At 70.6% G+C, this 25,811-nt stretch carries 21 protein-coding genes; 16 read left to right on the top strand and 5 right to left on the bottom strand.

Annotated elements, in window-relative coordinates:
* Window positions 1-9: 9 nt before the first annotated feature.
* From ACZ3IC_RS12805 to ACZ3IC_RS12795, 3 genes are all read left to right on the top strand, one after another.
* A complete protein-coding gene (locus tag ACZ3IC_RS12805) occupies window positions 10-1,461 on the top strand; it encodes a peptidoglycan recognition protein family protein (protein ID WP_467415483.1) in 1,452 nt (483 codons plus the stop codon).
* 123 nt (window positions 1,462-1,584) lie between these two features.
* Window positions 1,585-2,676, top strand: coding sequence for a mannose-1-phosphate guanylyltransferase (gene manB, locus ACZ3IC_RS12800; protein WP_467415480.1), 1,092 nt, complete (start codon window positions 1,585-1,587; stop codon window positions 2,674-2,676).
* A 110-nt stretch (window positions 2,677-2,786) separates the two neighbouring features.
* Window positions 2,787-3,788, top strand: coding sequence for a DNA-3-methyladenine glycosylase family protein (locus ACZ3IC_RS12795; RefSeq protein WP_467415479.1), 1,002 nt, complete (start codon window positions 2,787-2,789; stop codon window positions 3,786-3,788).
* Between the two features lie 72 nt (window positions 3,789-3,860).
* Here ACZ3IC_RS12795 and ACZ3IC_RS12790 read toward each other — a convergent pair whose 3' ends face one another.
* From ACZ3IC_RS12790 to ACZ3IC_RS12780, 3 genes are all read right to left on the bottom strand, one after another.
* Window positions 3,861-5,159: a coenzyme F420-0:L-glutamate ligase gene (locus tag ACZ3IC_RS12790; RefSeq protein ID WP_467415476.1), complete on the bottom strand. Its 1,299-nt coding sequence runs from the start codon at window positions 5,157-5,159 to the stop codon at window positions 3,861-3,863.
* Between the two features lie 98 nt (window positions 5,160-5,257).
* Complete coding sequence (cofD, locus tag ACZ3IC_RS12785) at window positions 5,258-6,214, bottom strand: 2-phospho-L-lactate transferase (RefSeq protein ID WP_467415474.1); 957 nt, start codon at window positions 6,212-6,214, stop codon at window positions 5,258-5,260.
* Window positions 6,215-6,227: 13 nt separating this feature from the next.
* Window positions 6,228-6,767 carry a cysteine dioxygenase gene (locus ACZ3IC_RS12780; protein WP_467415471.1) on the bottom strand — a complete coding sequence of 180 codons (540 nt, stop codon included), beginning with the start codon at window positions 6,765-6,767 and terminating at the stop codon, window positions 6,228-6,230.
* Window positions 6,768-7,465: 698 nt separating this feature from the next.
* On the opposite strand from ACZ3IC_RS12780, the gene ACZ3IC_RS12775 reads away from it, so the two are divergent.
* From ACZ3IC_RS12775 to ACZ3IC_RS12765, 3 genes are all read left to right on the top strand, one after another.
* On the top strand, window positions 7,466-7,729 hold the full coding sequence (locus ACZ3IC_RS12775; RefSeq protein ID WP_030927001.1) for a WhiB family transcriptional regulator: 264 nt from the start codon (window positions 7,466-7,468) through the stop codon (window positions 7,727-7,729).
* A 409-nt stretch (window positions 7,730-8,138) separates the two neighbouring features.
* Entirely contained in the window at window positions 8,139-11,975 is a 3,837-nt protein-coding gene (locus ACZ3IC_RS12770; RefSeq protein WP_467415464.1) for a glycosyltransferase, read from the top strand.
* Window positions 11,972-13,510, top strand: coding sequence for a DUF5719 family protein (locus ACZ3IC_RS12765; RefSeq protein WP_467415463.1), 1,539 nt, complete (start codon window positions 11,972-11,974; stop codon window positions 13,508-13,510). Before ACZ3IC_RS12770 ends, ACZ3IC_RS12765 begins: the two co-directional genes overlap by 4 nt.
* A gap of 51 nt (window positions 13,511-13,561) precedes the next feature.
* Here the strand turns inward: ACZ3IC_RS12765 and ACZ3IC_RS12760 are convergent, their stop codons facing one another.
* A complete protein-coding gene (locus tag ACZ3IC_RS12760) occupies window positions 13,562-13,990 on the bottom strand; it encodes a metallopeptidase family protein (protein WP_467416069.1) in 429 nt (142 codons plus the stop codon).
* 322 nt (window positions 13,991-14,312) lie between these two features.
* Between ACZ3IC_RS12760 and ACZ3IC_RS12755 the strand changes: the two genes are divergently transcribed.
* The 9 genes from ACZ3IC_RS12755 to ACZ3IC_RS12715 all read left to right on the top strand — a co-directional run bounded on the left by ACZ3IC_RS12755 (window position 14,313) and on the right by ACZ3IC_RS12715 (window position 23,254).
* Window positions 14,313-14,690, top strand: a complete 378-nt coding sequence (locus ACZ3IC_RS12755) for a DUF3499 domain-containing protein (RefSeq protein WP_467415461.1) — start codon at window positions 14,313-14,315, stop codon at window positions 14,688-14,690.
* 180 nt (window positions 14,691-14,870) lie between these two features.
* The gene (locus ACZ3IC_RS12750; RefSeq protein ID WP_467416109.1) at window positions 14,871-14,996 is read left to right on the top strand and encodes a hypothetical protein; all 126 of its coding nucleotides are present in this window, start codon (window positions 14,871-14,873) and stop codon (window positions 14,994-14,996) included.
* Window positions 14,997-15,146: 150 nt separating this feature from the next.
* Window positions 15,147-16,520 (top strand): phosphomannomutase/phosphoglucomutase, encoded by a 1,374-nt coding sequence (locus tag ACZ3IC_RS12745; RefSeq protein ID WP_467415459.1) that lies wholly within the window; start codon window positions 15,147-15,149, stop codon window positions 16,518-16,520.
* A gap of 439 nt (window positions 16,521-16,959) precedes the next feature.
* Window positions 16,960-17,142, top strand: a complete 183-nt coding sequence (locus ACZ3IC_RS12740) for a Trm112 family protein (protein ID WP_328894320.1) — start codon at window positions 16,960-16,962, stop codon at window positions 17,140-17,142.
* A gap of 63 nt (window positions 17,143-17,205) precedes the next feature.
* Entirely contained in the window at window positions 17,206-18,342 is a 1,137-nt protein-coding gene (locus ACZ3IC_RS12735; RefSeq protein WP_467415455.1) for an SIS domain-containing protein, read from the top strand.
* Window positions 18,343-18,414: 72 nt separating this feature from the next.
* Window positions 18,415-19,596, top strand: a complete 1,182-nt coding sequence (manA, locus tag ACZ3IC_RS12730; RefSeq protein ID WP_467415453.1) for a mannose-6-phosphate isomerase, class I — start codon at window positions 18,415-18,417, stop codon at window positions 19,594-19,596.
* 87 nt (window positions 19,597-19,683) lie between these two features.
* Window positions 19,684-20,694, top strand: coding sequence for a cation diffusion facilitator family transporter (locus ACZ3IC_RS12725; RefSeq protein WP_467415451.1), 1,011 nt, complete (start codon window positions 19,684-19,686; stop codon window positions 20,692-20,694).
* 313 nt (window positions 20,695-21,007) lie between these two features.
* Window positions 21,008-22,465 (top strand): adenosylhomocysteinase, encoded by a 1,458-nt coding sequence (gene ahcY, locus ACZ3IC_RS12720; RefSeq protein ID WP_467415449.1) that lies wholly within the window; start codon window positions 21,008-21,010, stop codon window positions 22,463-22,465.
* A gap of 177 nt (window positions 22,466-22,642) precedes the next feature.
* A complete protein-coding gene (locus ACZ3IC_RS12715) occupies window positions 22,643-23,254 on the top strand; it encodes a hypothetical protein (protein ID WP_467415447.1) in 612 nt (203 codons plus the stop codon).
* Here ACZ3IC_RS12715 and ACZ3IC_RS12710 read toward each other — a convergent pair.
* Window positions 23,251-24,225 carry an RDD family protein gene (locus tag ACZ3IC_RS12710; protein ID WP_467415446.1) on the bottom strand — a complete coding sequence of 325 codons (975 nt, stop codon included), beginning with the start codon at window positions 24,223-24,225 and terminating at the stop codon, window positions 23,251-23,253. The two genes, ACZ3IC_RS12715 and ACZ3IC_RS12710, sit on opposite strands and share 4 nt — an antisense overlap.
* A gap of 120 nt (window positions 24,226-24,345) precedes the next feature.
* Here ACZ3IC_RS12710 and ACZ3IC_RS12705 point away from each other — a divergent pair, with 120 nt between their 5' ends.
* Window positions 24,346-25,353, top strand: coding sequence for a stage II sporulation protein M (locus ACZ3IC_RS12705; protein WP_467415444.1), 1,008 nt, complete (start codon window positions 24,346-24,348; stop codon window positions 25,351-25,353).
* The last annotated feature ends 458 nt before the right edge of the window (window positions 25,354-25,811 follow it).

Here is a 25,811-nt window from a genome sequence, read left to right as displayed (position 1 = left end):
ATCATTCGTATGCGTCCCATCATCGCTTCCTCGATCGGTGTCACCTGTGCGGCGGTTCTCATACTGTCGTCGGCCGTGCCCGCGGGCGCCGCCCCCGGCACCCCCACCGCCCCCGCCGAGTCCGCCGAGCCCTCCGACGTGCCGGGTTCGACGCAGTCCCTGCCGATCCCGCCCTTGACGGCACCGCCCGGCCGGACCACCGGCGAACCCACAGCGCCCGTCGAACAGGGACTGTCCGAACGCGAGGTCCGCCCCTTCTCCCTGGTCGGCGTCGTCTGGGACGACGTGAACACCGAACTCCACGGCGCCGTCCAGGTACGCACCCGCGCCACCGGCGCCACCCGCTGGTCGGACTGGCAGGACCTGGAGACGCACAACGCCGAGCACGCCGCCGACCCCGGCACCGCCGAGCGCGAATCCGGCGCCGTCCGTGGCTCCACCGCCCCGCTTTGGGTCGGCGACTCGGACGGCGTCGCGGTCCGCGTACGCCCGGAGACCCCCGACCCGCAGGACCGGACGGCCCCCGCCGTACCGCTGCCCACCGGTCTGCGCCTCGAACTCGTCAACCCCGGCGGGGGCCCGCAGGCGCTCCCCGCAGCGGGCGCCGAGTTCAGCGGGGGCGCCGGGAACGCCGAGTCCGCCGAGTCCGCTGGGGACGTCGGGGACGTCGGGGACACCGAGCCCGCCGAGCCCGCCGAGCCCGCTGGGGACGCCGGGAACGCCGGGAACACCGAGTCCGCCGGGGACGACCTCACCGCGCCGTTCGACGCGAGCGTGCTTCCCGCCCTGAGCAAGGCGGAGACCGAGGTCCGCGGAGAGGCGGAGGCCCAAATCGCGCCCGGCGCCGCCCAGCCGTACATCGGACCCCGGCCGCGCGTCATCACCCGCAAGGGCTGGGGCGCGGACGAGAAGCTCAGGGAGCGCGCCTTCGTGTACACCAAGAGCGTCAAGGCCGCATTCATCCACCACAGCGCCACGGGCAACAACTACAAGTGCTCCCAGGCGTCCTCGGTCCTGCGCGGCATCTACCGCTATCACGTCAAGAGCAGCGGCTGGCGCGACTTCGGCTACAACTTCGCCGTCGACAAGTGCGGAAACATCTACGAAGGACGTGCGGGGGGCGTGACGAAGGCCGTCCTCGGAGCGCACACGCTCGGCTTCAACAGCAACAGCATGGGCATCGCGGTTCTCGGTACCTTCACCAGATCGAACCCGCCCGCTGCCGCGGTGAACGCCATCGCGAAACTCACCGCCTGGAAGCTCGGCCTGTTCGGCGCCAATCCCCGCGGCAAGACGACGCTCGTTTCGGGCGGCGGGAACAAGTACAAGAAGGGCAAGAAGGTCAAACTCAACGTCATCTCCGGCCATCGGGACGGCTTTGCAACCGAATGTCCGGGGGCACGTCTTTACAAGAAGCTCGGCTCGGCACGGACCAGCTCCGCCCGCCTGCAGGGCCGCTGACCAGAACACCGCGACAGGCTGCCGCGCACCGCGGCGGGCTGCTGACCGGGACGATTGAACCGGTTTGCATACACTGGCCAGCCGAAACCAGGGCAGGCCCCACCAGGAAGCAGAGTCAGTGCTGTGACAGAGGCAAGAGAAGCGATCCTCCTGGTCGGCGGCAAGGGAACCCGGCTGCGCCCGCTCACAGTGCACACACCCAAGCCCATGGTCCCGGCAGCGGGAGTCCCGTTCCTCACGCACCAGCTGGCGCGTGCCCGGGCCGCCGGGGTCGAGCACATCGTGCTCGCGACGTCCTATCTGGCGGAGGTCTTCGAACCGTACTTCGGGGACGGTTCGTCGCTCGGTCTCCACATCGAGTACGTCACCGAACGCGAACCGCTCGGCACCGGCGGAGCGATACGCAACGTCGCGTCCCGGCTCACCGCGGGCCCCGACGAGCCGGTGCTCATCTTCAACGGCGACATACTCACCGGCCTCGACATCCAGGCGCTGGTCGCCTCGCACACCACCTCCGGAGCGGATGTCTCCCTCCATCTCACCCGGGTCGAGGACCCGCGCGCCTTCGGTCTCGTACCGACGGACGGCAGCGGCAGGGTCACCGCGTTCCTGGAGAAGCCCGAGACGCCCGAGGAGATCGTCACCGACCAGATCAACGCGGGGGCGTACATCTTCCGCCGGTCGGTCATCGACACCATCCCGGCCGGCCGCCCGGTCTCCGTCGAGCGCGAGACCTTCCCCGGACTGCTCGCCTCCGGCGCCCACCTCCAGGGCATGGTCGACTCCACGTACTGGCTGGACCTCGGCACCCCACAGGCCTTCGTACGCGGCTCCGCCGACCTGGTCCTGGGCCGGGCCCCCTCTCCGGCCGTCCCCGGCCGATGCGGTGACCGGCTCGTCCTGCCGACGGCCTCCGTCGCCGCCGACGCCAAACTCACCGGCGGTACGGTCATCGGCGAGGGCGCCCTGATCGGCGCAGGAGCCCGGATCGACGGCTCCGCGGTGTTGGCCGGTGCGGTCGTCGAACCGGGAGCCGTGATCACGGACTCGCTGATCGGAGCCGGTGCCAGGATCGGCAGCCGTACGGTGATCGAGGACGCGGTCATCGGGGACGGGGCCCGGGTCGGCGCCGACAACGAACTGCGCGACGGCATCCGCGTCTGGTGCGGGGCGGTCCTGCCGGACGCGGCGATCCGCTTTTCGTCCGACGAGTAGCGGTCCGCTTTCCGTCCGACGAGTAGACGAATGGGCGAATGGACGAATAACCGGGCATCGGCCGCTGCGCTTACCCTCGACAGGCACCCCCGACGACCGAGGACCTCACCGTGGCAGGACGATTCGCACCCCGCAGCAGCGCCCCTCGCGCCACTGTTCCGCACCAGGCGGCGGCCCCCGCGACGGACGCGCTGACCCGCGACTGGACCCCGCCCGGCCCGCTCGACCTGCGCCTGGTCCTCGGACCGCTGCGCCGCGGCCCCGCCGACCCCACCTTCCGGATGACCCGGGACGGCGCGGTCTGGCGGGCCGGCCGCACACCCGCGGGCCCCGGCACCCTACGTGTCACGGCCCGCGACGGCCGGATCGAGGCCATGGCCTGGGGGCCGGGCGCACCCTGGCTGCTGGACCAGCTGCCGACGCTGCTCGGCGCGACGGACGATCCGGATGCCTTCCGTCCGCGCCACCGGCTGCTTGCCCTGACCCGGCACGGCCGCCCCGGCCTGCGCCTGTTGCGCACCGGCCTGGTCATGGAGTCCCTGATCCCATCGATCCTCGAACAGAAGGTCACCACGGACGAGGCCTACAGCGCTTGGCGCTACCTGGTCCGTAACCACGGCACCCCGGCACCCGGCCCCGCGGACCGCACCGCGTTCACAGCCCTCGGCCTGCACGTCATGCCGGACAATCGCACCTGGTCGCTGATCCCGTCCTGGGAATGGCACCGCGCAGGCGTCGACGTCAAACGCTCGGCCACGATCCTGCGCGCGGTGCGCGTGGCCCGCCGCCTGGAGGAAGCGGCCGCCATGGAACTCCCGCAGGCCATGGCCCGCCTGGAACTGATCCCGGGCATCGGCCCCTGGACCTCGGCCGAGACCCTCCAGCGGTCGAACGGCGCGGCGGACGCGGTCACGGTCGGCGATCTCCACCTCCCAGGCATCGTCGGCCACGCTCTGGCAGGCAACAGAAACGCCGACGACGAGGAAATGCTGGCCCTTCTCGCCCCCTACGAGGGCCAACGCCACCGAGCCACCCGCCTCATCCTGCTGTCGGGCCGCACCCCACCCCGTCGGGCTCCTCGCATGACCCGCGGCGACATCGCCCGCCTGTAACTCCACCGCGCCCCGCAACCCCGGCCCGTCCGGGCGGAGCCCCGAGTGCACCCCACCCCCACCCCCACCACCTCACCGCACCGCGACAAACCCCTCCGCACCCCGCTCCACCCGCGCCACAGGCGCAACCGCCGCATGCCCCACCGCCACAGCCCCCAACGGATCCCACGACTCCGGCAGCTCCAGCACCTCACGCACCACATCGCGGCAGAACATCGTCGACGACACCCACGCCGAGCCGAGCCGCTCGCCCGCCAGCGCCACCAGGAAGTTCTGGATGCCGGCCCCCGCGGCGACCACGAACATCTCGCGCTCCGCGGTGTCCCGCCGCTCGTCCCCGTATGTGTGAGAGCCGTCCATCACCAGGCACGGCACCACCAGATACGGCGCCCGACGCAGCACATCGCCCCGCCGTACCCGTTTGGCGACCGACTCCTCGCTCCTGCCGTCTCGGCGCAGATCCGCGATCCAGACATCCCGCATCGCGTCGAGCAGCCGGGTCCGCGACTCCTCGGACTCCAGCAGGACGAACCGCCATGGCGTCGTGTGATGCGGCGCGGGCGCCGTCACCGCCGCGGCCACAGCCCGCCGCACCGCCCCCGGGTCCACCGGATCGTCGGTGAACTCGCGCACCGTACGCCGCAGGGTCACCGCTTCCCGTATTGCCTCCGACGTACCGAGCCGGAACATGTCGTCGGCCGCGACCCGCACCATCGCCCGGGCACCGCCCGCGGAATCCGTCGGGTCCACGACATGGCCGAGCCCCCGCACCACCGCGACCGGCAGCCCCGAGGTTTTGCCCTTGACCAGATCACCGGCCGAGGCCAGCTCATCGGCGGTGGCGACCACGGTCGCGCTCAACGGATTGCCGTGCGCATCCGTGCCGCCGCGCAGATCGTCCAGCACCAGGACCCCGGCCGCCCCGATCGCGACATCGGTCAGCCCGTTGCGCCACGGACGCCCGAAGGTGTCCGTGATGACGACCCCGACCTCGACACCGAGCGTGTCCCGCAGCCCGTCCCGGATCACACGCGCCGATTTGTCCGGGTCCTGCGGTAGCAACAGCACCGTTCCGGCAGGGGTGTTCGAGGCATCGACCCCGGCCGCCGCCATGACGAGGCCTTGCTGGGTCTCGACGATCCGCAGCGTGCCGCGTCGCGCCACCACCCGTACCGTCTCGGCGTCTATCGCCGCTTCCCGGTCGGTGGCCTCGACGATCCGGCCCTCCGCCTTGGAGACGATCTTCGAGGTGACCAGCAGGACGTCGCCGTCGACCAGGCCCGGCTCGGTGGCGGCGATCAGCTTCGCCAGGTCGTCCCCGGCCCGCACCTCGGGTATTCCGGGCAGTGCCCAGACGCGGTAGGACGGCACCGGGGAAGAAGGGGAAGTGAGCGAGGAAGCGGAAGTGAGCGAAGAAGCGGAGGCGTGCGAAGAAGCGGAAGAAAGATGGGGACCGGAGGACTCCGCGCTCACGCCCGTACCTCCTCGGCCAGCACCAACGCCTGCCGGGCCATCTCCGCCGTCGCGTCGACATCCGTCATCATCAGCGGTACGGAACGGCAGCGGATGCCCGCGGCCTCCACCTCCTCGACCGCCCCGGCGTCCACCGTGTCGACGAGCCACCCGTCGAGCAGCCCGGAGCCGTAGTGCGTGGCCACGGCCGACGCCGTCGACTCGACGCCCACCGCGGCGAGCACCTTGTCCGCCATGCCGCGCACGGGTGCGTCCCCGACGATGGGGGAGAGGCCGATGACCGGCACCCCGGCCTCGGCGATCGCCTCCCGGATCCCGGGCACGGCAAGAATCGTCCCGACCGAGACGACGGGGTTGGACGGCGGGAAGATGATGACATCGGCCTCGGCGATGGCCTCCAGCACGCCCGGTGCCGGCTTGGCCTGCTCGGCGCCGACCGGCACGATCGCCTGAGCCTCGACCGAGGCGCGCAGCTTCACCCAGTACTCCTGGAAGTGGATCGCCCTGCGCTCGCCGTCCATGTCGACCGCGACATGCGTCTCGACCCGGTCGTCGGACATCGGCAGCAGCCGGACCCCCGGCTTCCAGCGGGCGCAGAGCGCCTCGGTGACGGCGCTCAGCGGATAGCCCGCGCCCAGCATCTGCGTGCGGACGATGTGCGTCGCGAAGTCACGGTCGCCGAGCCCGAACCATTCGGGCCCCACGCCGTACGCCGCGAGCTCCTCCTTGACGTGGAAGCTCTCGTCCGTACGCCCCCAGCCCTGCTCCTCGTCGATGCCGCCGCCGAGGGTGTACATCACGGTGTCGAGGTCGGGGCAGACCTTCAGCCCGAACAGATGGATGTCGTCACCGGTGTTGCCGATCACCGTGATGTCCGCGTCGGGCGCGGCCTGCTTGAGGCCACGCAGAAAACGAGCACCACCGATACCGCCGGCCAGAACCACAATGCGCATGTACAGCAGTTTGTCAGGCGGGTACGACATCCACGGCCGCCGGGGCACATTGCGCCGAGTGCATCGGCATCTCGGTCAGCCCCGGGTAGTAGATGTGCAGACTGACGGCTGGTTCGAGGGAGTCGTTGACCACTTCGTGCACATAGCCGGGCGCGAAGACGCGCTGTGCGCCGGAGTCCAGTGCTTGCGTGCCGCGTTCGGTGTGCTCGGTCAACTGGCCGTCCAGGATGGTCAGTACGCCGGAGGATGGGCCGTGGTCGTGGCGCCCGCTGCCCTGGCCGGGCACCCAGCTGAGCAGCCAGACCTCGTAACCAACTGGGGCCTCCCCTGCTCGAGCGGAGCCGGGAGTTTGGGGAACGGCGCGCAGCCGGTGATACCAGCGGGTGGTGGTGTCGTATCGGACGAGCGACGCCCACTGTGCGCGGTCGTCGGCGATGCTGCGGGCGAGTCCGACGAACTCGGCCACGGTGGAAGGGTGCTCGCGGGCCGGCCGGAGGAGGTGCTGGACCTCGAGGATGTCGCCGGCGATCTGAAGGTCGCTGTCGCTGTTCATGGAAGCGGTGGTTCCTCGGCATGGGGGTGCATGTGACGGGGTGTCGCGGAGACCGGAGAGCCGCAAAAGCGCAGAGAGGAAGCTCTACGGAGACGCTTTGCGAGAGGCCCTGCGAAGGGGAGCTGGATCAGAGCCGGTGCCCTACGGCATCAACAGCTGTGACAGCTGGAACAGCAACAGCGGGCCTGGACAGCGGTGCGGAACCCACGGACGTGGGTGGCGTACATCGCTGCGGTCGCTGGCATGCAATCAAGGAGACCGGCTCGATCCTCCACTGTCAACCCAATGCCCGATTTGGGGGTAATGCTTCACCTCATCCGGTTACTGGGGAGGGGGAAAGGTTTGTGTAGTCATCGCGACGGAGATGTGGCGCATCAGCCGTTTCCGCAAACGTCGTTGGGGTCTTGTGATCCGACTGTGATCTTGATCGCTCCGGTGATCGAATCGAAACATGAAGGTGATCCCGGTCGTCTCACCTGGTGAGAGGAGGCGCGTGATGGGGCCGTGGCATATGTCAGGTTTTTGGCGATTTGCACACTTTCCGCATATCCTTGGTTCCGCAGAGTGAATACCGGGGCCAATAGCAGATCTTCGCTTGACTGCCCCGGAGCTACACACTTGTAATTTCACTCGTGTCGTTCGGCCGCAATCAGTAACGGCTGCATCACGGGGACGCGAGAGACAGACGAGGGGCGCACATGACCGAGCTGTTCCAGCAACTGCTGGTCGAGGACGCGGACGAGGAACTCGGCTGGCAGGAGCGCGCACTGTGCGCCCAGACCGATCCCGAGTCCTTCTTCCCCGAGAAGGGCGGATCCACCCGCGAGGCCAAGAAGGTCTGTCTCGCCTGTGAAGTCCGGTCCGAATGCCTTGAGTACGCGCTTTCCAACGATGAGCGGTTCGGTATCTGGGGCGGCCTTTCGGAACGTGAACGGCGCCGCCTGAAGAAGGCCGCAGTCTGACCACGGGCGACCGCGCCAACAGGCCGCCGTGCCAACGGGCGGCCGCGCCAACAGGCCGCCGCGTCAACGGGCGACCCCGCCAACAGGCGGCCGCGCCAACGGACCACCACGATCCACGCACCGGACCGCACACGACCCGCGCATCAGCCGCGCACGCACCGCGACCGAGCATGGCCCGGCGCCTGCACCCCCGCAGGCGCCGGGCCATCGCTGTGCCCGCCACCGCTCCGTCGCTCCGCCGCCGCCCCCTCGCGGCCCCCCGTTCAAGCGCTCGGCGCCACCGCGGTGATCCGTACCGTTAGTGTGGGGCCCCGTCCGAGACGCGCCAACGCCCCGACGGAGCGCGCGTGTACACCGATGCAGCCCCCGGGGGACGTCCCCCGGACCCGGCCGGAGGGCCCGTACCTCGATGTCCGTGCACAGCCAATCGACGGCGCCGTACGCGGCTGCCGCCGCCCCAGAGTTCCCCCGGCATGTCGTCACCGCCGTGCTCGTCTCCCACGACGGCGCCCGCTGGCTGCCCGACGCGCTCGCCGGGCTGCTCGGGCAGGAACGCCCCGTACAGAGCGTCGTCGCCGCCGATACCGGTAGCGCCGACGACTCCGCGCGGCTGGTCACCGAGGCGCTCGGCGCCGAACGCGTCCTGCACCTCGCGCGCCGTACGAGCTTCGGCACCGCCGTCGACGAGGCGACCCGCACGGCTGGCGTCCTCACCCCCGATGACCTGCCGTACCTGAAGCGCCCCAGCAGCTGGGACCCCGTCAGCAGGACCTGGCGCGACGACGCGTACGACCTGCCCGAACTGCCGCACGGCGAACCGGTGCAGTGGCTCTGGCTGCTCCACGACGACTGCGCACCCGAGCCCGACGCGCTCGCCGAGCTGCTGCGCGTCGTCGACACCGACCCGCACGCCGCGATCGTCGGCCCGAAGCTCCGTGGCTGGTACGACCGCAAGCAGCTGCTCGAAGTCGGCGTCTCCATCGCCAACAGCGGTCGCCGCTGGACCGGACTCGACCGGCGTGAGCAGGACCAGGGCCAGCACGACCAGGTCCGTACCGTGCTCTCCGTCTCCACCGCGGGCATGCTGATCCGCCGTGACATCTGGGAGGAGCTCGGTGGGTTCGACCGCGGGCTCCCGCTGATGCGTGACGACGTCGACCTGTGCTGGCGCGCGCACACCGCGGGGCACCGGGTGCTCGTCGCCCCCGACGCCGTCCTCAGGCACGCCGAGGCCTCCGCCCGCGAGCGCCGCCCCATCGACTGCGCAGGACGCTCGGTCGCCTCCCCGCACCGCGTCGACAAGGCCGGCGCCGTCTACACGATGCTGGTCAACGCACGTGCCAAGGCCCTGCCCTGGGTGATGCTCAGGCTCGTCGTCGGCACATTGCTGCGTACCCTCGCCTATCTCGTCGGCAAGGTGCCCGGCCAGGCCCTCGACGAGGTCGCCGGGCTCTTCGGCACCCTGCTGCGCCCCGGACGGATCCTCGCGGCCCGGCGCAGCCGCGGCAGCGGCGCCGTCGACCAGGCTGAACTGCGCGGCCTCTTCCCGCCGCCCGGCGCCACCGTCCGCGCCACCGTCGAGCAGGTCGCCGGAAACTTCGGCAGCGGTTCCGACGCCGACTCGGGCGGCTCCCGGCACGGCGCCGTCGAGTCCGGTCCCGGTGGCGACGACGCCGACTTCCTGGAGATCGAACAGTTCGCGCGGCTGAAGCGGATCGGGCGCAAGCCGGGCCCGGTACTCTTCGCCGTCCTGCTCCTCGTCTCGCTCGTCGCCTGCCGCGGCCTGCTCGGCGGCGGTGCACTGGCGGGTGGCGCGCTGCTGCCCGCGCCCGCCGATGCATCCGATCTGTGGGGCAGATACGCGGACGGCTGGCACACGGTCGGTACCGGCGGCACACAGGCCGCACCGCCGTACCTCGCCGTGATCTCGGCCCTGTCCGCACTGTTCCTCGGCTCGACGAGCTTCGCGCTCACGCTGCTGCTGGTCTGCTCGGTCCCGCTCGCCGGACTCACCGCGTACTTCGCCTCCCGGCCGCTGCTCGAATCAAGGCTGCTGCGGGCCTGGGCGAGTGTCGCGTACGCCTTCCTGCCCGCGGCGACCGGAGCTCTGGCGACAGGCCGCCTCGGCACCGCCGTACTGGCCATCCTGCTCCCGCTGATCGCCCGCGCCGCCGTCTCCGCACACGGCATGCGCGCCGGCGGCGACGCCCGCGGCAGCTGGCGCGCCACCTGGGCGTACACCCTGCTCCTCACCCTCGCGATGGCCTTCACGCCCATCGTCTGGCCGATCGCCGTGGTCCTCGGCATCGGTGTGCTCGTACTGCGCCGCGGCGACATCGCCGCGTACGGACTCCGCTTCCTTGCCGCGATCGGCACCCCGCTGCTCGTTCTCGCGCCTTGGTCGCTCTCGCTCCTCACCAGCCCGTCGAACTTCCTGAAGGAGGCGGGCCTGGACATCGATACGGGCACAGCCTCCGCACTCGATCTGCTCGGCATCAGCCCCGGCGGTCCCAAGGCCGCAGGCGGTGTGCTGCTGTTCGGCATCGTGCTTGCCGCGCTGGCCGCGCTGCTTCGCGGGGAGCGGCAGTTCGCGGTGCGCACCGCGTGGGCCGTCGCACTCGTGGCGCTGGTCTTCGCCGCGCTCGCCAACGGCTCGGGCTGGGCGGGCCCCGCCACCCTCGTCTACGGCATCGCGCTGATCGCCGCTGCGCTGGTCGGCGCGGACGGCGCCCGAGTGCGCGTCGCCGAGCTCAGCTTCGGCTGGCGCCAGCCCGTCGCCGCACTGATCGCCCTCACCGCGGGGCTCGCCCCGGTGGTGGCCGCCGCCGGCTGGATGATCGGCGGCGCCGCGGGGCCGCTGGAGCGCCGCGACCCGGTGCAGGTGCCCGCGTTCGTCGCGGAGGAGAGTGCCACCCGCGACCAGCCGCGCACCCTGGTCCTCGACGGAACGTCGCCCGCCGCCGTCTCGTACGCCTTGGTACGCGGCTCCGGCGCGCGGCTCGGTGACGCCGAACTGGCCGAGGCGGGCGGCAGCAACAGCCACCTCGACAAGGTCGTCGCCAATCTGGTCGCGGGCTCCGGCGCCGACCAGGGCAGCCGGCTCAGCGAATTCGCGATCCGTTACGTACTCGTACGGGACGGTGCTCCGAAGGAGATGAGCCGGGTCCTCGACGCGACCCCGGGCCTCAGCCGACTGAGCCAGCTGGATGGCAGTGCGCTGTGGCGGGTCGACCAGCAGGTCGCCCGCGTCATGATCATCCCGTCCGGTGCCGATGAGGAACAGCTGCCCGTCGGCTCCCTCCCCGTCGAAGCGCACACCAAGATCCCGGCAGGCGACCCCGGCCGGGTGCTGCGGATCGCCGAGGCCGCCGACCCCGGCTGGGAGGCCACGCTCAACGGGCGGACGCTGCCCCGGAAGACCGTCGACGGCTGGGCCCAGGGCTTCGAGCTCCCCGCCGAGGGCGGCACGCTGGACCTCACGTACAACACCCCGCTCACCCATACCGCCTGGATCTGGACCCAGGTCGCGCTGGCCGTGGTCCTGCTGGTCCTCGCCCTGCCCGGCCGCCGCCGGGAGATCGACGACGACCTGCCCGAGGAGGCCATGCCGGTCTTCGCGGAGCCGGTCGCGGGCGAGGGGCGCAGGGCACGCAGGCTCCGTGCGGCCGCCCAGGCGGAAACGGAAGCGGAGCCGGCCGGGGGCGCCGAGGAGGCGGCGGGTGAGTACATCCCCGCACAGCAGACGGCGGAGCCGCAGTCGCAGCAGACCCCGCAGCAGACCGACGACCAGGACGTGTTCGCCCCGCAGGCCGACAGCGGTCAGTACGCGGCGGTGCCGCAGCAGCAGTACGGCGAATGGGACGCGCAGCAGTACCAGAGCGCCGACTACCAGAAGTACCAGGGCGAGCAGTACCAGCAGGGCGAGCAGTACCAGGAAGGCCAGTACGGCACGCAGCAGGAGCACCAGGCCCCCGCCGACCCGTACCAGCAGAACGCCTACGACCCGTACGGCTACGCGCAGCAGCAGCAGTACGACCCGCAGGCCTCGTACGCCCCGCAGGCCCCCCAGTACGATCCGCAGACCCCCCAGCACGACTCACAGGCCCCGTACGACTCACAGGCCCCGTACGACCCACAGGCTTACGGCCAACAGGGCCAGTACGATCCGCAGAACCCCGACGAGAACCCCGCCCCGGGCCAGAACCCGTGGCCGACCGGTAACGCATCGCGAGGCGAGTCCGAGTGAAGTCCACCAGCCTGTCCCTCATCGCGGGCACCGTCGCCCTCGCCGCCGTCACCGGATTTGCCGCGCTCACCGCGCCCGGCGACGGGGGCACGACGGAGGCGAAGGCCGCCGGCCGGCTGCCGGTGGAACGGTCCAGCCTGCTCTGCCCGGCGCCCGGTCTCTCGGACCTCGCGGAGACGACGTACACATCCTTCACCCCGACGGGCAGCGGCGGCGGCGAGGCCGGTACGGCCGAACTGAAGCAGTCCACGGACTCGACGGCCGGCGACACCACGGACAGCGACGAGAAGAACGCCGACAAGAAGGGCGAGGAAGGCAAGAAGGGGGCGGATTCCGGAAAGCCGGTCGTCTCCCTCAAGGAGCCCGGCAAACCGGCCACCGCCGAGGCGTCCGGCGCCGACGCACCCGCGCTGGTCGGTACCGCCACCGGCCGCCTGGCCCCCGGCTGGACCACCCAGCAGACCACTACGGTCGAGGCGGGCGGCGCCCGCGGCCTGCTCGGCGTCAGCTGCACCGCACCCGACACGGACTTCTGGTTCCCGGCCGCGAGCACCGCGAAGTCCCGCGAGGACTACGTCCACCTCACCAACCCGGACGACACCGCGGCCGTCGCCGACATCGAGCTGTACGGTCCGGACGGCACCCTCAAGTCCGATGTGGGCGAGGGCATCACGGTGCCCGCCCGGTCGAGCGTTCCGGTCCTGATCTCCACGCTGACCAGCGAGGTGGCCGAGGACGTGACCGTCCACGTCACCACCCGTACCGGACGCGTCGGCGCGGCCGTCAGGACCGCCGACGAAGAGACCGGTAGCGACTGGCTGGCCGCCTCGGCCGACCCGACGGGCACTTTGGTGCTCCCGGGCATCCCGGCGGACGCCACCTCGGTCCGCCTGGTCGCTTTCGCGCCCGGTGACGACGACGCCGATCTGAAGGTGAAACTGCTCGGCAAGAGCGGCGCGATCTCCCCGGTCGGGCACCAGGACCTCCACGTCAAGTCGGGGATGACCGCGGGCGTCGACCTGAAGGACATCACCAGAGGGGAAGCCGGCTCCCTGCTGCTGACCCCGGCCGAGGGCAAGAAGGACACCCCGGTGGTGGCCGCGCTGCGCGTGGTTCGAGGCAAGGGCGACGGCCAGGAGGTCGCCTACATCCCGGCGACCGGCCCGGTGGGCGCGCAGGCGACCGCGGCCGACAACCGGGCCGAGGGCTCCACCCTCTCCCTCACGGCTCCGGACGCCACCGCCACCGTGAAGGTCACCGCCTCCGCGGGCAGCGAGGGCGGCGAACAGGCCGTCAAGACGTACACGGTCAAGGGCGGTACGACGCTCGCGGTCACCCCGCCCGTACCGTCCGGACTCAAGGGCGGCTACGCACTGACGGTCGAGACGGAGTCGGGCGGCCCGGTCCACGCCGCACGCACGCTCGCCCTTCCGCAGGACGGCGTCCAGATGTTCACCGTGCAGACCCTGCGGGACGACGGCGGGACGGTAGAGGTGCCCGCGGCCGAGCAGGACCTGTCGGTCCTGGACGACTGAGCGGGGCGGTGGGGGTGGGCCGGAGACCCCGGCCCACCCCCACCCCCGCTGCTACTCCTGCCCGTACCGCGGATCCACCGATTCCGGCGAAAGGCCGAGCAGCTCCGCGACCTGCTCCACCACGACCTCGTGCACCAGCAGGGCGCGCTCGTCGCGGTTCTTGGTGCGGATCTCGACGGGCCGCCGGTAGACGACGATCTGCGCGGGCCGGTTCTTCTCCGCGGAGACCGCGCGCCCCAGCGGTACGGTCTCCTCCTGCGTCCTCGGCACATCGAGCACCATGAAGTCCACATCGGCCAGCTGTGGCCAGCGCCGTTCCAGCCGTTCCACCGAGTCCTGCACGAGATCACGGAAGTTCTCCGCCCTGCTGGCCGAGAGCGGCACCTGGGGCGGGGCGACGGGCCCGCGCATGCCGCGGCCATGGCGGTCACGACGGCGTGGGCGCGGATCGGACGGGTGGGGCGGTACGGGACTGTCCATCACTGACGCAGGGTAACTCTCTGCGGGGCAGGTGGATCGCTGTTCCCTGATGGAGCGTCGGCATGTCCAATCCTGAACAATTCGGCCGAACAGGAGCTTGTTTCAGGCCCGTCTCCTGACCGTTGATCTCTTGCTGAATGACAGCTTTTGTGCTGAGTGGTGACCGGAATCGTTGCCGGTACGACCTTCGCTCCTGTCTTTCTCCGCAGGTCAGAAGGGCTGCCTGGAAGGCGGTTGTGTCGGAGGGCGCAGGGCGACACGGTGGGGCGACCTGAGGGAGAGTCGTCGCAGCCCGCTCAAGAGTGCGGTACCGTCCAACGTCGTGAGCCCTGTACGTTGCTGTTCGCGCACCGCGTGCGGCCGCCCTGCCGTCGCGACACTGACGTACGTCTATGCCGACTCGACTGCGGTCCTCGGCCCGCTCGCCACCTATGCCGAGCCTCACTGCTACGACCTCTGTGCCGAGCACAGTGAGCGGCTGACCGCGCCACGCGGCTGGGAGGTCGTCAGGCTCTCCGACCCCTCCGCTCCCACGCGCCCCAGCGGCGACGACCTCGAAGCGCTCGCCAATGCCGTACGGGAAGCGGCGCGACCGCACGACCGCGGAGCCGACGGCAGGCGCGGCGGCCCGCAAGCCGCCGATCCGATGGAGGTCGCGCGCCGCGGTCATCTGCGGGTGCTGCGCTCACCGGACTCCTGAGTGGGGCGTGCCGCTGGGCGCGCCTCGAGATTCCCCTCTCCTCTCTCCTTTCCGATCCTCCGATCCTCCACTGCGCGGGGCGGTCCGGATGCGGGCGCACCGCGCCGGACTCGTCGGCCTCGCCGTCGCAATCGCTGCCCGCGCTCGTCTGCGGGGTCGCCTTCGATCGCGTGCGCGGCGGTGGGCCTGGCCGGACGCGAGGCCCTGTTGCGCAAGGTGCTGCCGTGGAGCCTGGGACTGCTGCTTGTGATGTGCTTGATCGTGCTGGGACAGATCACGGCGGCGCTGGGCTGGATGTTGCCGTGAGCACAACCGACCGAGCCCGCCCGGTGATCGAGGACAAAGCGGCAGCCACCGCTCCAGGTCACCGCACGCACGGCCGCAAGACCCCGCGGCCCGCCCGAGCCGCCGCCGGGTAGTTTGGGGGGTCCGAAGAAATCTCAGGAGGACCGGCCCGTGGCTGCTGATCTGTCGCAGATCGTGAAGGCGTACGACGTGCGCGGGGTGGTGCCCGATCAGTGGGACGAATCGCTGGCCGAACAGTTCGGGGCGGCGTTCGTCGAGGTGACGGACGCGGACGCGATCGTGATCGGCCACGACATGCGGCCCTCGTCGCCCGGCCTCTCGGGAGCCTTCGCACGCGGCGCCGCGGCGCGCGGTGCGGACGTCACACTGATCGGCCTCTGCTCGACCGACCAGCTGTACTTCGCCTCAGGCAGCCTCGGCCTCCCCGGCGCGATGTTCACCGCCTCGCACAACCCGGCGCAGTACAACGGCATCAAGCTCTGCCGGGCGGGCGCCGCACCCGTGGGCCGGGACACCGGGCTCTCCGAGATCCGCGCCCTGGTCGAGAAGTGGTCCGAGACCGGTGCGCTGCGACCGGTCGCCACCCCCGGCGTCATCACCGAACGCGAGACGCTCACCGACTACGCCGCGCACCTGCTGTCCCTGGTCGACCTCGCATCGGTCCGCCCGCTGAAGGTCGTCGTCGACGCGGGCAACGGCATGGGCGGCCACACCGTCCCCACTGTCTTCGCGAACCTGCCCGTCGACCTCGTACCGATGTACTTCGACCTCGACGGCACGTTCCCCAACCACGAGGCCAACCCCCTCGACCCGAAGAACCTCGTCGATCTCCAGGCCCGGGTCGTGGCCGAGGGCGCCGACCTGGGCCTTGCCTTCGACGGCGACGCCGACCGCTGCTTCGTCGTCGACGAGTGCGGCGCGTGCGTCTCCCCGTCCGCGATCACCGCCCTGGTCGCGGCCAGGGAACTCGCCCGCAATGGCGGCAAGGGCACCGTCATCCATAACCTGATCACGTCGCTCTCGGTCCCCGAGGTCGTCCGCGAGAACGGCGGCACCCCGGTCCGTACCCGCGTGGGCCACTCCTTCATCAAGGCGGAGATGGCCGAGCACGGCGCGATCTTCGGCGGCGAGCACTCCGCGCACTACTACTTCCGCGACTTCTGGAACGCCGATACGGGCATGCTCGCCGCGCTCCACGTCCTGGCCGCGCTGGGTGGCCAGCCCGGCACGCTGTCGGAACTGGTCGCCCAGTACGACCGCTACACCGGATCCGGCGAGATCAACTCCACGGTCGCCGACCAGCCGGGCCGCACGGCAGCGGTACGTGAATCCTTCGCACCCCGCGACGGCGTCACGACCGACGACCTGGACGGCCTGACGGTCACGGGACCGGACTGGTGGTTCAACCTGCGACCCTCCAACACGGAACCCCTGTTGCGTCTGAACGTCGAGGCCCGCGACGAGCGGACGATGACGGCGGTGCGTGATGAGGTACTGGCCCTGGTCCGGGCGGGGGCCTTGTAGGGCGAGCCCGGCCATCGGCCATCCCGCGTTGTCGGCAATTCCGCCCGTCCCGGCAGCGCCGGCCCGCCCCGGCGATGTTCAGCGCGCCCCGGCAACGCCATCCCGCGCCGACTGCCCCGGTCTGTCCGGCTTTTGAGGGGCGGGGTCCGGGGCGGAGCTCTGCGTGCAGCCCAGTCTGTCCGGTGCTTGCAGCCCAATCTGCCCGGTGTTTGCCAGTCTGTTCGGTTTTTGAGGGGCGGGGTCCGGGGGCGGAGCTCCGGTTTCGGGAGAGGGCGGGTAGGGGACAGGCCCGCCGCAGACGCCCCCCGCTTCCGGCCAGCGCACCGCACCCCCACACCCCACCCCGGCCAGGGCCGCGCCCCCCGCACCCCGGCGGTAGGCTGACGTCGCTCGATCCGCATGAACCCGAACCGCTTGTTCGAATGAAGGGACTCACCCCATGCCGCTCGAAGCCGGCCTTCTGGAGATCCTCGCCTGCCCGGCCTGTCACTCTCCGCTCGACGACCGGTCGGCAGCCGACAGCCCCGAGCTGATCTGCACCGGCAAGGACTGCGGCCTGGCCTACCCGGTACGGGACGGCATCCCCGTCCTCCTCGTCGACGAGGCCCGCCGCCCCGCGTAACGGCATCCGCGCCCCGAACCCCGCACGGTGATCAGCGATGCACGTGATCGGAGGACCGTCCCCATGCTCGACGAGTCGCTGCTCGACGCCCCGGAACCCCTGGCCCGAGCCGACCGCCGCGGCCTGCTCCGCGGCGCCGCCGAGGCCGGGGCCCGGGTCCGTACCGCTGCCCGGCACGCGGCGGAGGCCGGGATCGCCGCACTGAACCCGGAAGGCCGCCCCCGCGCCGTACTCGTCGCGGGCTCCGGCACCGCCGCTTCCGGCGTCGCCGACCTGATCACCGCCCTGGCAGGCGCCTCCGCGCCCGTCACCCGTATCCATCCCACCGGGGTCGCCCCCGCCGCGGGCGCGATGCGCTGGACGCTGCCCGGCTGGGCCGGCTCCGTGGACCTGCTGCTGATCGTCACGGCCGACGGTTCCGAGCCGGGCCTCTCCCTCCTCGCCGAACAGGCGGACCGCCGCGGCTGCAGCGTCGTCGCCGTCGCCCCTTGCCAGTCACCGCTGCGTGAGGCGATCGACCGGGCGCACGGACTCTTCGTACCGATGGCCTCCGCCCCGCACGGCGAGTACGACGCCGAGACGTCGGCGGCGGGCCCCGGCACGCTCTGGGCCCTGTTCACCCCGCTGCTCGCGCTGCTCGACCGGGTCGGCCTGGTCACCGCACCCGCCGAGGTGTTGCAGAGCGTCGCCGACCGCCTCGACCGCACCGCGGAACGCTGCGGTCCGGCCATCGCCACGTACAGCAACCCGGCGAAGACCCTCGCCGCCGAACTCGCCGACAGTCTGCCCCTCATCTGGACGGAGGGCGACGCGGCCGCACCCGTCGGTCGCAGATTCGCCGCGGTCCTGGCCGAGCTGTCCGGCCGCCCGGCCCTCGCCGCCGAGCTCCCCGAGGCGCTTCCCGCCCATGGCGCGCTGCTGGCGGGCATGTTTGCCGCCGGGGCCGACCCCGACGACTTCTTCCGCGACCGGGTCGAGGAGCCGGAGCCTCTGCACGCCCGCGTCGTACTGCTGCGCGACCGTCCCACCGGCGGCCTGAGTGCCGGCCCCGCAGCTCGCGAACTGGCCCTCGGCCACGACACGGCGATCAGCGAACTCGAACCGGACGAGGGCACCGAGCTCGAAGCCCTCGCCGAACTCCTCGCGGTCACCGACTTCGCCGCCGTCTACCTGGCACTCGCGTCAGCAGCCCGCGCCTGACGGCCCGAGCCGGCCCACACCACTTACCGCCCCAGCCATCCCCCGATCCACGCACCTCACAAGGACGAACTCATGGACCGGCTCTCCAACACCGTGCGCCCTTACGCCTGGGGCTCCACCACCGCCATCCCCGAGCTGCTCGGCATCGCCCCCACCGGCGAACCCCAGGCTGAGATGTGGATGGGCGCCCACCCCGGAGCCCCCTCCCGCCTCACCCGAATAACCGGCACCGGAGTGGCCGGCCCCGAGCAGCCCCTCACCGACGTCATCGCCGCCGACCCCGAGCGCGAACTGGGCCGGGCCACCGTCGAGAAGTTCGGCCCCCGCCTGCCCTTCCTCCTCAAACTGCTCGCCGCGGGCGCCCCGCTCTCCCTCCAGGTCCACCCCGACCTCGCACAGGCCAAGCAGGGGTACGAGGACGAGGAGCGCCGGTCCGTTCCGATCGACGCACCCCACCGCACGTACAAGGACACCAACCACAAGCCCGAGCTGATCTGCGCACTCACCCCCTTCGTCGGCCTGTGCGGCTTCCGCAGGCCCACCGAGGCGGCCGAGGCGATGGCGGCACTCGACGTCGACTCCCTCAAGCCGTACGTCGACCTTCTCGGCGCCCACCCCGAAGAGGCAGCCCTGCGCGAGGTTCTCACCGCGATCCTCAGCGCCGACCCGGCGGAGATGGCCAAAACGGTGAACCGGGCGGCGGCCGCCGCCGAACGCCTCGGCGGCGCCCACGCCCCGTACGCCCGGATTGCCCACCACTTCCCCGGCGACCCCGGTGTCATCGCGGCGATGCTGCTGAACCACGTGGAACTCCAGCCCGGCGAAGCCCTCTTCCTCGGTGCGGGCGTCCCGCACGCCTACCTCGACGGCCTCGGCGTCGAGATCATGGCAAACTCGGACAATGTGCTGCGCTGCGGACTCACGCCCAAGCACATCGACGTGCCCGAACTCCTGCGCATCGTCCGATTCGAGGCGACCGACCCCGGCGTGCTGCGTCCCGAGGCGTCCCCCTCCGGTGAGGAGCTGTACGAGACGCCCGTGGACGAATTCCGGCTCTCGCGCTTCGACCTGTCGCCCAGCGCCGATCCCGTCGACCTGACCAGGGACACCCCGCAGATCCTCCTCTGCACCGCGGGCGCCCCGAAGGCGGGCACGCTCGGTCTCACACCCGGCGCCTCGGTCTTCGTGCCCTCCGGTGAGCAGGTCGCAGTGTCCGGTGCGGGAACTCTGTTCCGTGCCACAGTGATGGCCTGACGTACGGTCCGTAGCAGCGACTGCAACAATGTCCGGCCGTACCGCGGCGCCAGGGCCGCAGCACCGAAGAAGGGACACCAGGCACCCATGAGTGCGTCAGGCGGAACCAAAGCGATCGTGGCGGCACTCGCCGCCAACCTCGCGATCGCAGTGGCCAAATTCGTGGCGTTCCTGTTCAGTGGTTCGTCGTCGATGCTCGCGGAGAGCGTCCACTCGCTCGCCGACTCGGGTAACCAGGGCCTGCTGCTGCTCGGCGGCAAGAAGGCCCAGCGCGAAGCCACCCCCCAGCATCCCTTCGGCTACGGCCGCGAGCGCTACATCTACGCCTTCCTCGTCTCCATCGTGCTGTTCTCGGTCGGTGGCATGTTCGCCGTGTACGAGGGCTACGAGAAGATCAAGCACCCGCACGAGATCGAGGCCTGGTACTGGCCGGTCGGCGTGCTCGTCTTCGCGATCATCGCCGAGAGCTTCTCCTTCCGTACGGCGATCAAGGAGTCCAATGCGACCCGCGGATCGCTCTCCTGGAAGGAGTTCGTCCGCCGGGCGAAGGCCCCCGAGCTCCCCGTCGTACTCCTGGAGGACCTCGGTGCGCTGATCGGCCTGATCCTCGCCCTCGCCGGTGTCGGCCTGGCCATCGGGACCGGCAACGGCGTCTGGGACGGCATCGGCACCCTCTGTATCGGCATCCTCCTGATCGCCATCGCGATTGTGCTCGCCGCCGAGACGAAGTCCCTGCTGCTCGGCGAGGCCGCCGGCGCCGACCAGGTCGAGAAGATCAAGGCCGCGGTCGTCGACGGCGACACGGTCACCCGCGTCATCCACATGCGTACGCTCCACCTCGGCCCGGAAGAGTTGCTGGTCGCAGCCAAGATCGCGGTGCAGCACGACAACACGGCCACCGAAGTGGCCCACGCCATCAACGCCGCCGAGACCCGTATCCGCGAGGCGGTCCCGATCGCACGGGTCATCTACCTGGAGCCGGACATCTACAGCGAGGCAGCCGCCGCATCCGGCACCAACCCCGGCAGGACGCCAGGCGGAGCCCCCGGCGCGACCCCCGACGGCCCCCCGGCCACGTCGGCGGATTCCGGCCACTGACCCACCCGGTACACCCCTCTCTACGGCCCCCGAACACCTCTCTCAACCGCCCCCGACGAGCCCTCCCGCCGACTCCCGGTACGCCCTCAGCCACTGCCCGTTCCGGGCGGACTGGGAGCGACTGGGCCGTTCGGTGTAGATTCGATGACAGTGTCAGACGTCGCTGCTGATGGCGGTCGATCGGTCCGTGCGGACCGGCCGAGGGAGAGAGGGCCTCCGACGGACTGCGCTGCGAGCGCCCGGGCATCCGTGTACCCGCCGCCGCAGAGCCAGCCGTGCCCACCTCGACACCCATTACGAGGAGCAGCCCGTTATGACGACGGTCGCCAATCGACAGGACTTCAAGGTCGCCGACCTCTCCCTCGCGGCGTTCGGCCGCAAGGAGATCACCCTCGCCGAGCACGAGATGCCCGGCCTGATGTCGATCCGCAAGGAGTACGCCGCCACGCAGCCGCTGGCCGGTGCCCGCATCACTGGGTCGCTGCACATGACCGTGCAGACGGCCGTGCTGATCGAGACCCTGGTCGCCCTCGGCGCCCAGGTCCGCTGGGCCTCCTGCAACATCTTCTCCACCCAGGACCACGCCGCCGCGGCCATCGCTGTCGGCCCGAACGGCACCCCGGACGCCCCGAGGGGCGTCCCGGTCTTTGCCTGGAAGGGCGAGACGCTCGAAGAGTACTGGTGGTGCACGGAGCAGGCCCTGACCTGGCCGAACACCCCGACCGGCGGCCCGAACATGATCCTCGACGACGGTGGTGACGCCACCCTCCTCGTCCACAAGGGCGTCGAGTTCGAGAAGGTCGGCGCGGCCCCGGACCCGTCGACCGCGGACAGCGAGGAGTACGCCCACATCCTCACTCTGCTGAACCGCACCCTCGGTGAGTCCCCGCAGAAGTGGACCCAGCTGGCGTCCGAGATCCGCGGTGTCACCGAAGAGACCACGACCGGTGTGCACCGGCTGTACGAGATGCACCGCGACGGCACCCTCCTCTTCCCGGCGATCAACGTCAACGACGCCGTCACCAAGTCCAAGTTCGACAACAAGTACGGCTGCCGCCACTCCCTGATCGACGGCATCAACCGCGCCACCGACGTCCTCATCGGCGGCAAGACCGCCGTCGTCTGCGGCTACGGCGACGTGGGCAAGGGCTGCGCGGAGTCCCTGCGCGGCCAGGGCGCCCGTGTGATCATCACCGAGATCGACCCGATCTGCGCCCTGCAGGCGGCGATGGACGGCTACCAGGTCGCCACCCTTGACGATGTCGTCGGCCAGGCCGACATCTTCGTCACCACGACGGGCAACAAGGACATCATCATGGCCGCCGACATGGCCAAGATGAAGCACCAGGCCATCGTCGGAAACATCGGCCACTTCGACAACGAGATCGACATGGCCGGCCTGGCGAAGATCGACGGCATCGTCAAGGACGAGGTCAAGCCGCAGGTCCACACCTGGACGTTCCCCGACGGCAAGGTCCTCATCGTGCTGTCCGAGGGCCGCCTGCTGAACCTGGGCAACGCCACCGGCCACCCCTCGTTCGTGATGTCCAACTCGTTCGCGGACCAGACCCTGGCCCAGATCGAGCTCTACACCAAGCCCGAGGAGTACCCGACCGACGTCTACGTGCTGCCCAAGCACCTGGACGAGAAGGTCGCCCGTCTCCACCTCGACGCGCTCGGAGTGAGGCTGACGACGCTCCGCCCCGAGCAGGCCGCCTACATCGGTGTCGAGGTCGAAGGCCCGTACAAGCCCGACCACTACCGCTACTGATCCGGCCCGTCAGCGACCGCGCACGTCACCACCGGCAGTGACGTCCTGGCCGCTGACAGACGGAACAGCCTCAGCAGCAGCCCTCGGCAGCAGCTACGAGCGCAGGCCCCCGCACCCCCGTGTCGGGGGCCTGCCCCGTACCGCACCCGCTCAGCCCGAGGAACCCCGAAGGACCCCATGCCCCGCGGCCGATATTCGCTCCACGATCTCCACGATCACACCCTCCTCGGCGAAGAACATTTCCAGTGCGCCCCCGGCCCCTCCGGCTGGCGCTACGTCTCCCTGACCACCACCCCTTCCGGCGATCACCTGGGCTCCGTCGACCTCACCCTCGACGAACTCGGTCGCCCCATCCGCCTCGAACTCCACGCCGCGAGCTGGCAGGTCCGCGGCGCTGCCCTGGAAGGCGTCACCTGGGTCCGTACCGACCCGACCGGAACTCATGCCACCGAAGGCAATGTGCGCGCCCATGCCTTCACCGGCACATCCCCCGCCTTCCTCATCGCGACCGCACGACTGCTGCGTCTCACCCCCGATTCCCCCGCGACCCGCGTCCGCCTGGTCGCTTTCACGGACCCGGTCCTCGCCCCCCGCACCGTCGACCAGTCCTGGGCCTTGGTGAACAGTGAAGCGCACGCCACTGACAACGGCCCTCTGACGGTGGACGAATACCAGGTCAGTGCCCTGGACACCGGCGAGCAGCACACCGTTCACATTGCCGGCGACGTGGTCCTCTCGGCCCCCGGGATCGAACTCGAAGACCTGGAGTCCCCACCCTCGCCGCGCTAGGCAGGCGGCGCGAACCCCGTCGCAGCGGGCCCCGCCCCGCCCTCCTCCGCCGGGACCACCGGAGCACCCGCCCCGGCACCCCCCACGGACGGCCCGGACCCCACCGACTCCGAAGCAACAGCCCCAGCCCCCAGAACCCCACTCCCCGCAGGCCCCCCGGAACCAACGCGCGCAACATCGCCCTGAGCAGCACCGCCCTGCTCAACCCCGACCCCAACCTGAGCAGCGACGAATATCCGCCGCGCATCCCGCGCCTGCCGCTCGTTCATCACCGCCGCCAGATACGCCCCGGCCGGCACCCCCTCGGGCACCGGAACCCCGGTCCGCGTCGCCAGCTCCTCGGCCAGCCGCTCCCCCATCGACCGGCCCACCTGCGCGTCGAGCTGATGCACCCTCGTCAGGTACTGGCGTATCGCCAGCCACAGACCGTCCGGCACCGCTGACAGATCCAGCCCCGCGAACCGCCCGACCAGCCACGGCGGCGGAGGCGGCACAGCAACCGCTCGCCCCGCAGGCACCCGCTCCCGTACGACAAGCGTCCCCGCGAACACATCCCCGAGCCGCCGCCCCCGCTCCGACACCAGCGAAGCGATACAGGCGACAACCCCGAGCGTCATCAGAACCTCGACGACCCCCATGGCCCCGCGCACCAGCGCATGCCGGAAACGGATCGGCCCCCCGTCGTCCCGGACCACTCGCAGCCCGCACGCCAGCTTCCCCAGCGAACGCCCATGGCTGAGCGTCTCGACCGCGATCGGCCCTCCCACCAGTACCAGCAGGAAGGCCGCGACGGATATTGCCGCGAGTGCCGCGTCATCCAGCGTCGCCGTGGCCACGGCCAGCCCGATCGACACCAGGACGAAGGCCGCCCCCACCACCACAAGATCGATGGCCAGCGCCAGCGCCCGACTCGGCAATTTCGCCGGCCGTAGCCCCAGCACGACCGCGTCCCCGGTCACGAGTTCACTCATCGCCGCCCCATCCTCCGCCGATCTTCCCTGCCCCTCGGGACCTCAGTCTGCCAAGCTGACCCGCAGCGCGCCGCCGTAGTACGAACCCGTACGCACCCATGCCTGGAGCAGCAGCCGACCATGGACCTCGACGTCTTCGTGACCGCCCACCGCACCGAATGGGACCGCCTGGACCATCTCCTGCACCGTGGGCGCCGGCTCACGGGCGCCCAAGCCGACGAACTCGTCGAGCTCTACCAGCGCACGGCCACCCATCTCTCCCTCCTCCAGTCCAGCGCTCCGGACCCGATGCTCACCGCGCGCCTCACCCAGCTCGTGGCCCGTGCCCGGTCCACGGTGACAGGCACCCGCCGGGCCTCCTGGCGCGACGCCACACGCTTTCTGACCGCCGGATTCCCCGCCGCGGTCTACCGATCCAGACACTGGTGGATACCCACGGCCGTCCTCTCCACGTTGCTGGCCGCAGTCATCGGCTGGTGGATCGGCACGCACCCGGAAGTCCAGTCGGCGATCGCGGCTCCGGACGACCTCCGGCGCCTGACCCGGCCGGGAGGGGAGTACGAGACCTACTACTCCAGCCACCCGGCCGCCTCGTTCGCCGCCCAGGTATGGACGAACAACGCCCAGGCCGCAGCCATGTGCCTGGTCCTGGGAGCGTTCCTCGGCATACCGGTGATCTGGATCCTCTTCGTGAACGTGCTCAACCTTGGTGTCGGCATCGGCCTGATGTCCTCAGCCGGCCGGCTCGACACTTTCCTGGGACTGGTCCTCCCTCACGGCCTGCTCGAACTCACCGCTGTCTTTGTCGCAGCGGGCACGGGCCTGCGCCTCGGATGGACGGTCATCGACCCGGGCCCGCACACCCGCCGCTCAGCCCTCGCACAACAGGGCCGAGCAGCGCTCGGCATGGCCATAGGCCTCGCCCTGGTCCTGTTCGTCTCGGGTGTCATCGAAGGTTTTGTCACCCCCTCCGGTCTCCCGACCTGGGGGCGCATCACCATCGGCATCGCAGCCGAGCTGGCCTTCCTCGCGTATGTCTACGTCCTGGGCGGCCGAGCAGCGCGAGCAGGCAACCGTGGTGACCTCGATCCTGCGGAGCGCAGCGCCGAGCTCCCGGTCGCCGCCTGATGTGCGTACGACCCCGCTGACCTGCTAGTCTCCTCTTCGCCCCGAAAGACCGTTGACATGGTCGACCAGGGGAGGTAGATTTTAACGGTTGCGTCGGACTGGACAGGTCCGATCCCAACGGTTAGCATCTTCCTCGCTCTCACCGGAAGTTGAATTTCCGCAGAGCCATTGATTCTCTTACTCCGAATCACGTAGCCGATTAGATCGGCTGAATGTTTCTGATAAAGTCGAGTCAGCCGAAAGGCAAGACCACTCCAAAGGTCACCGGATTTCAAATTCGAACCGGAAACGGTACGGAAAAGAGTCTGGTAAGGTTGGAACCGCCGGAAAGGGAAACGCGAAAGCGAAGAACTGGAAAGCAGACCCGCTTCGACCGGGAATCGGACACGAAAGAGTCTGATAGAGTCGGAAACGCAAGACCGAAGGGAAAAGCCCGGAGGAAAGCCCGAGAGGGTGAG

Source organism: Streptomyces sp. NPDC002958 (assembly GCF_055563255.1).
Note: the sequence above shows the minus strand (reverse complement) of the source record. Positions and strands in the feature narration are given on the sequence as shown.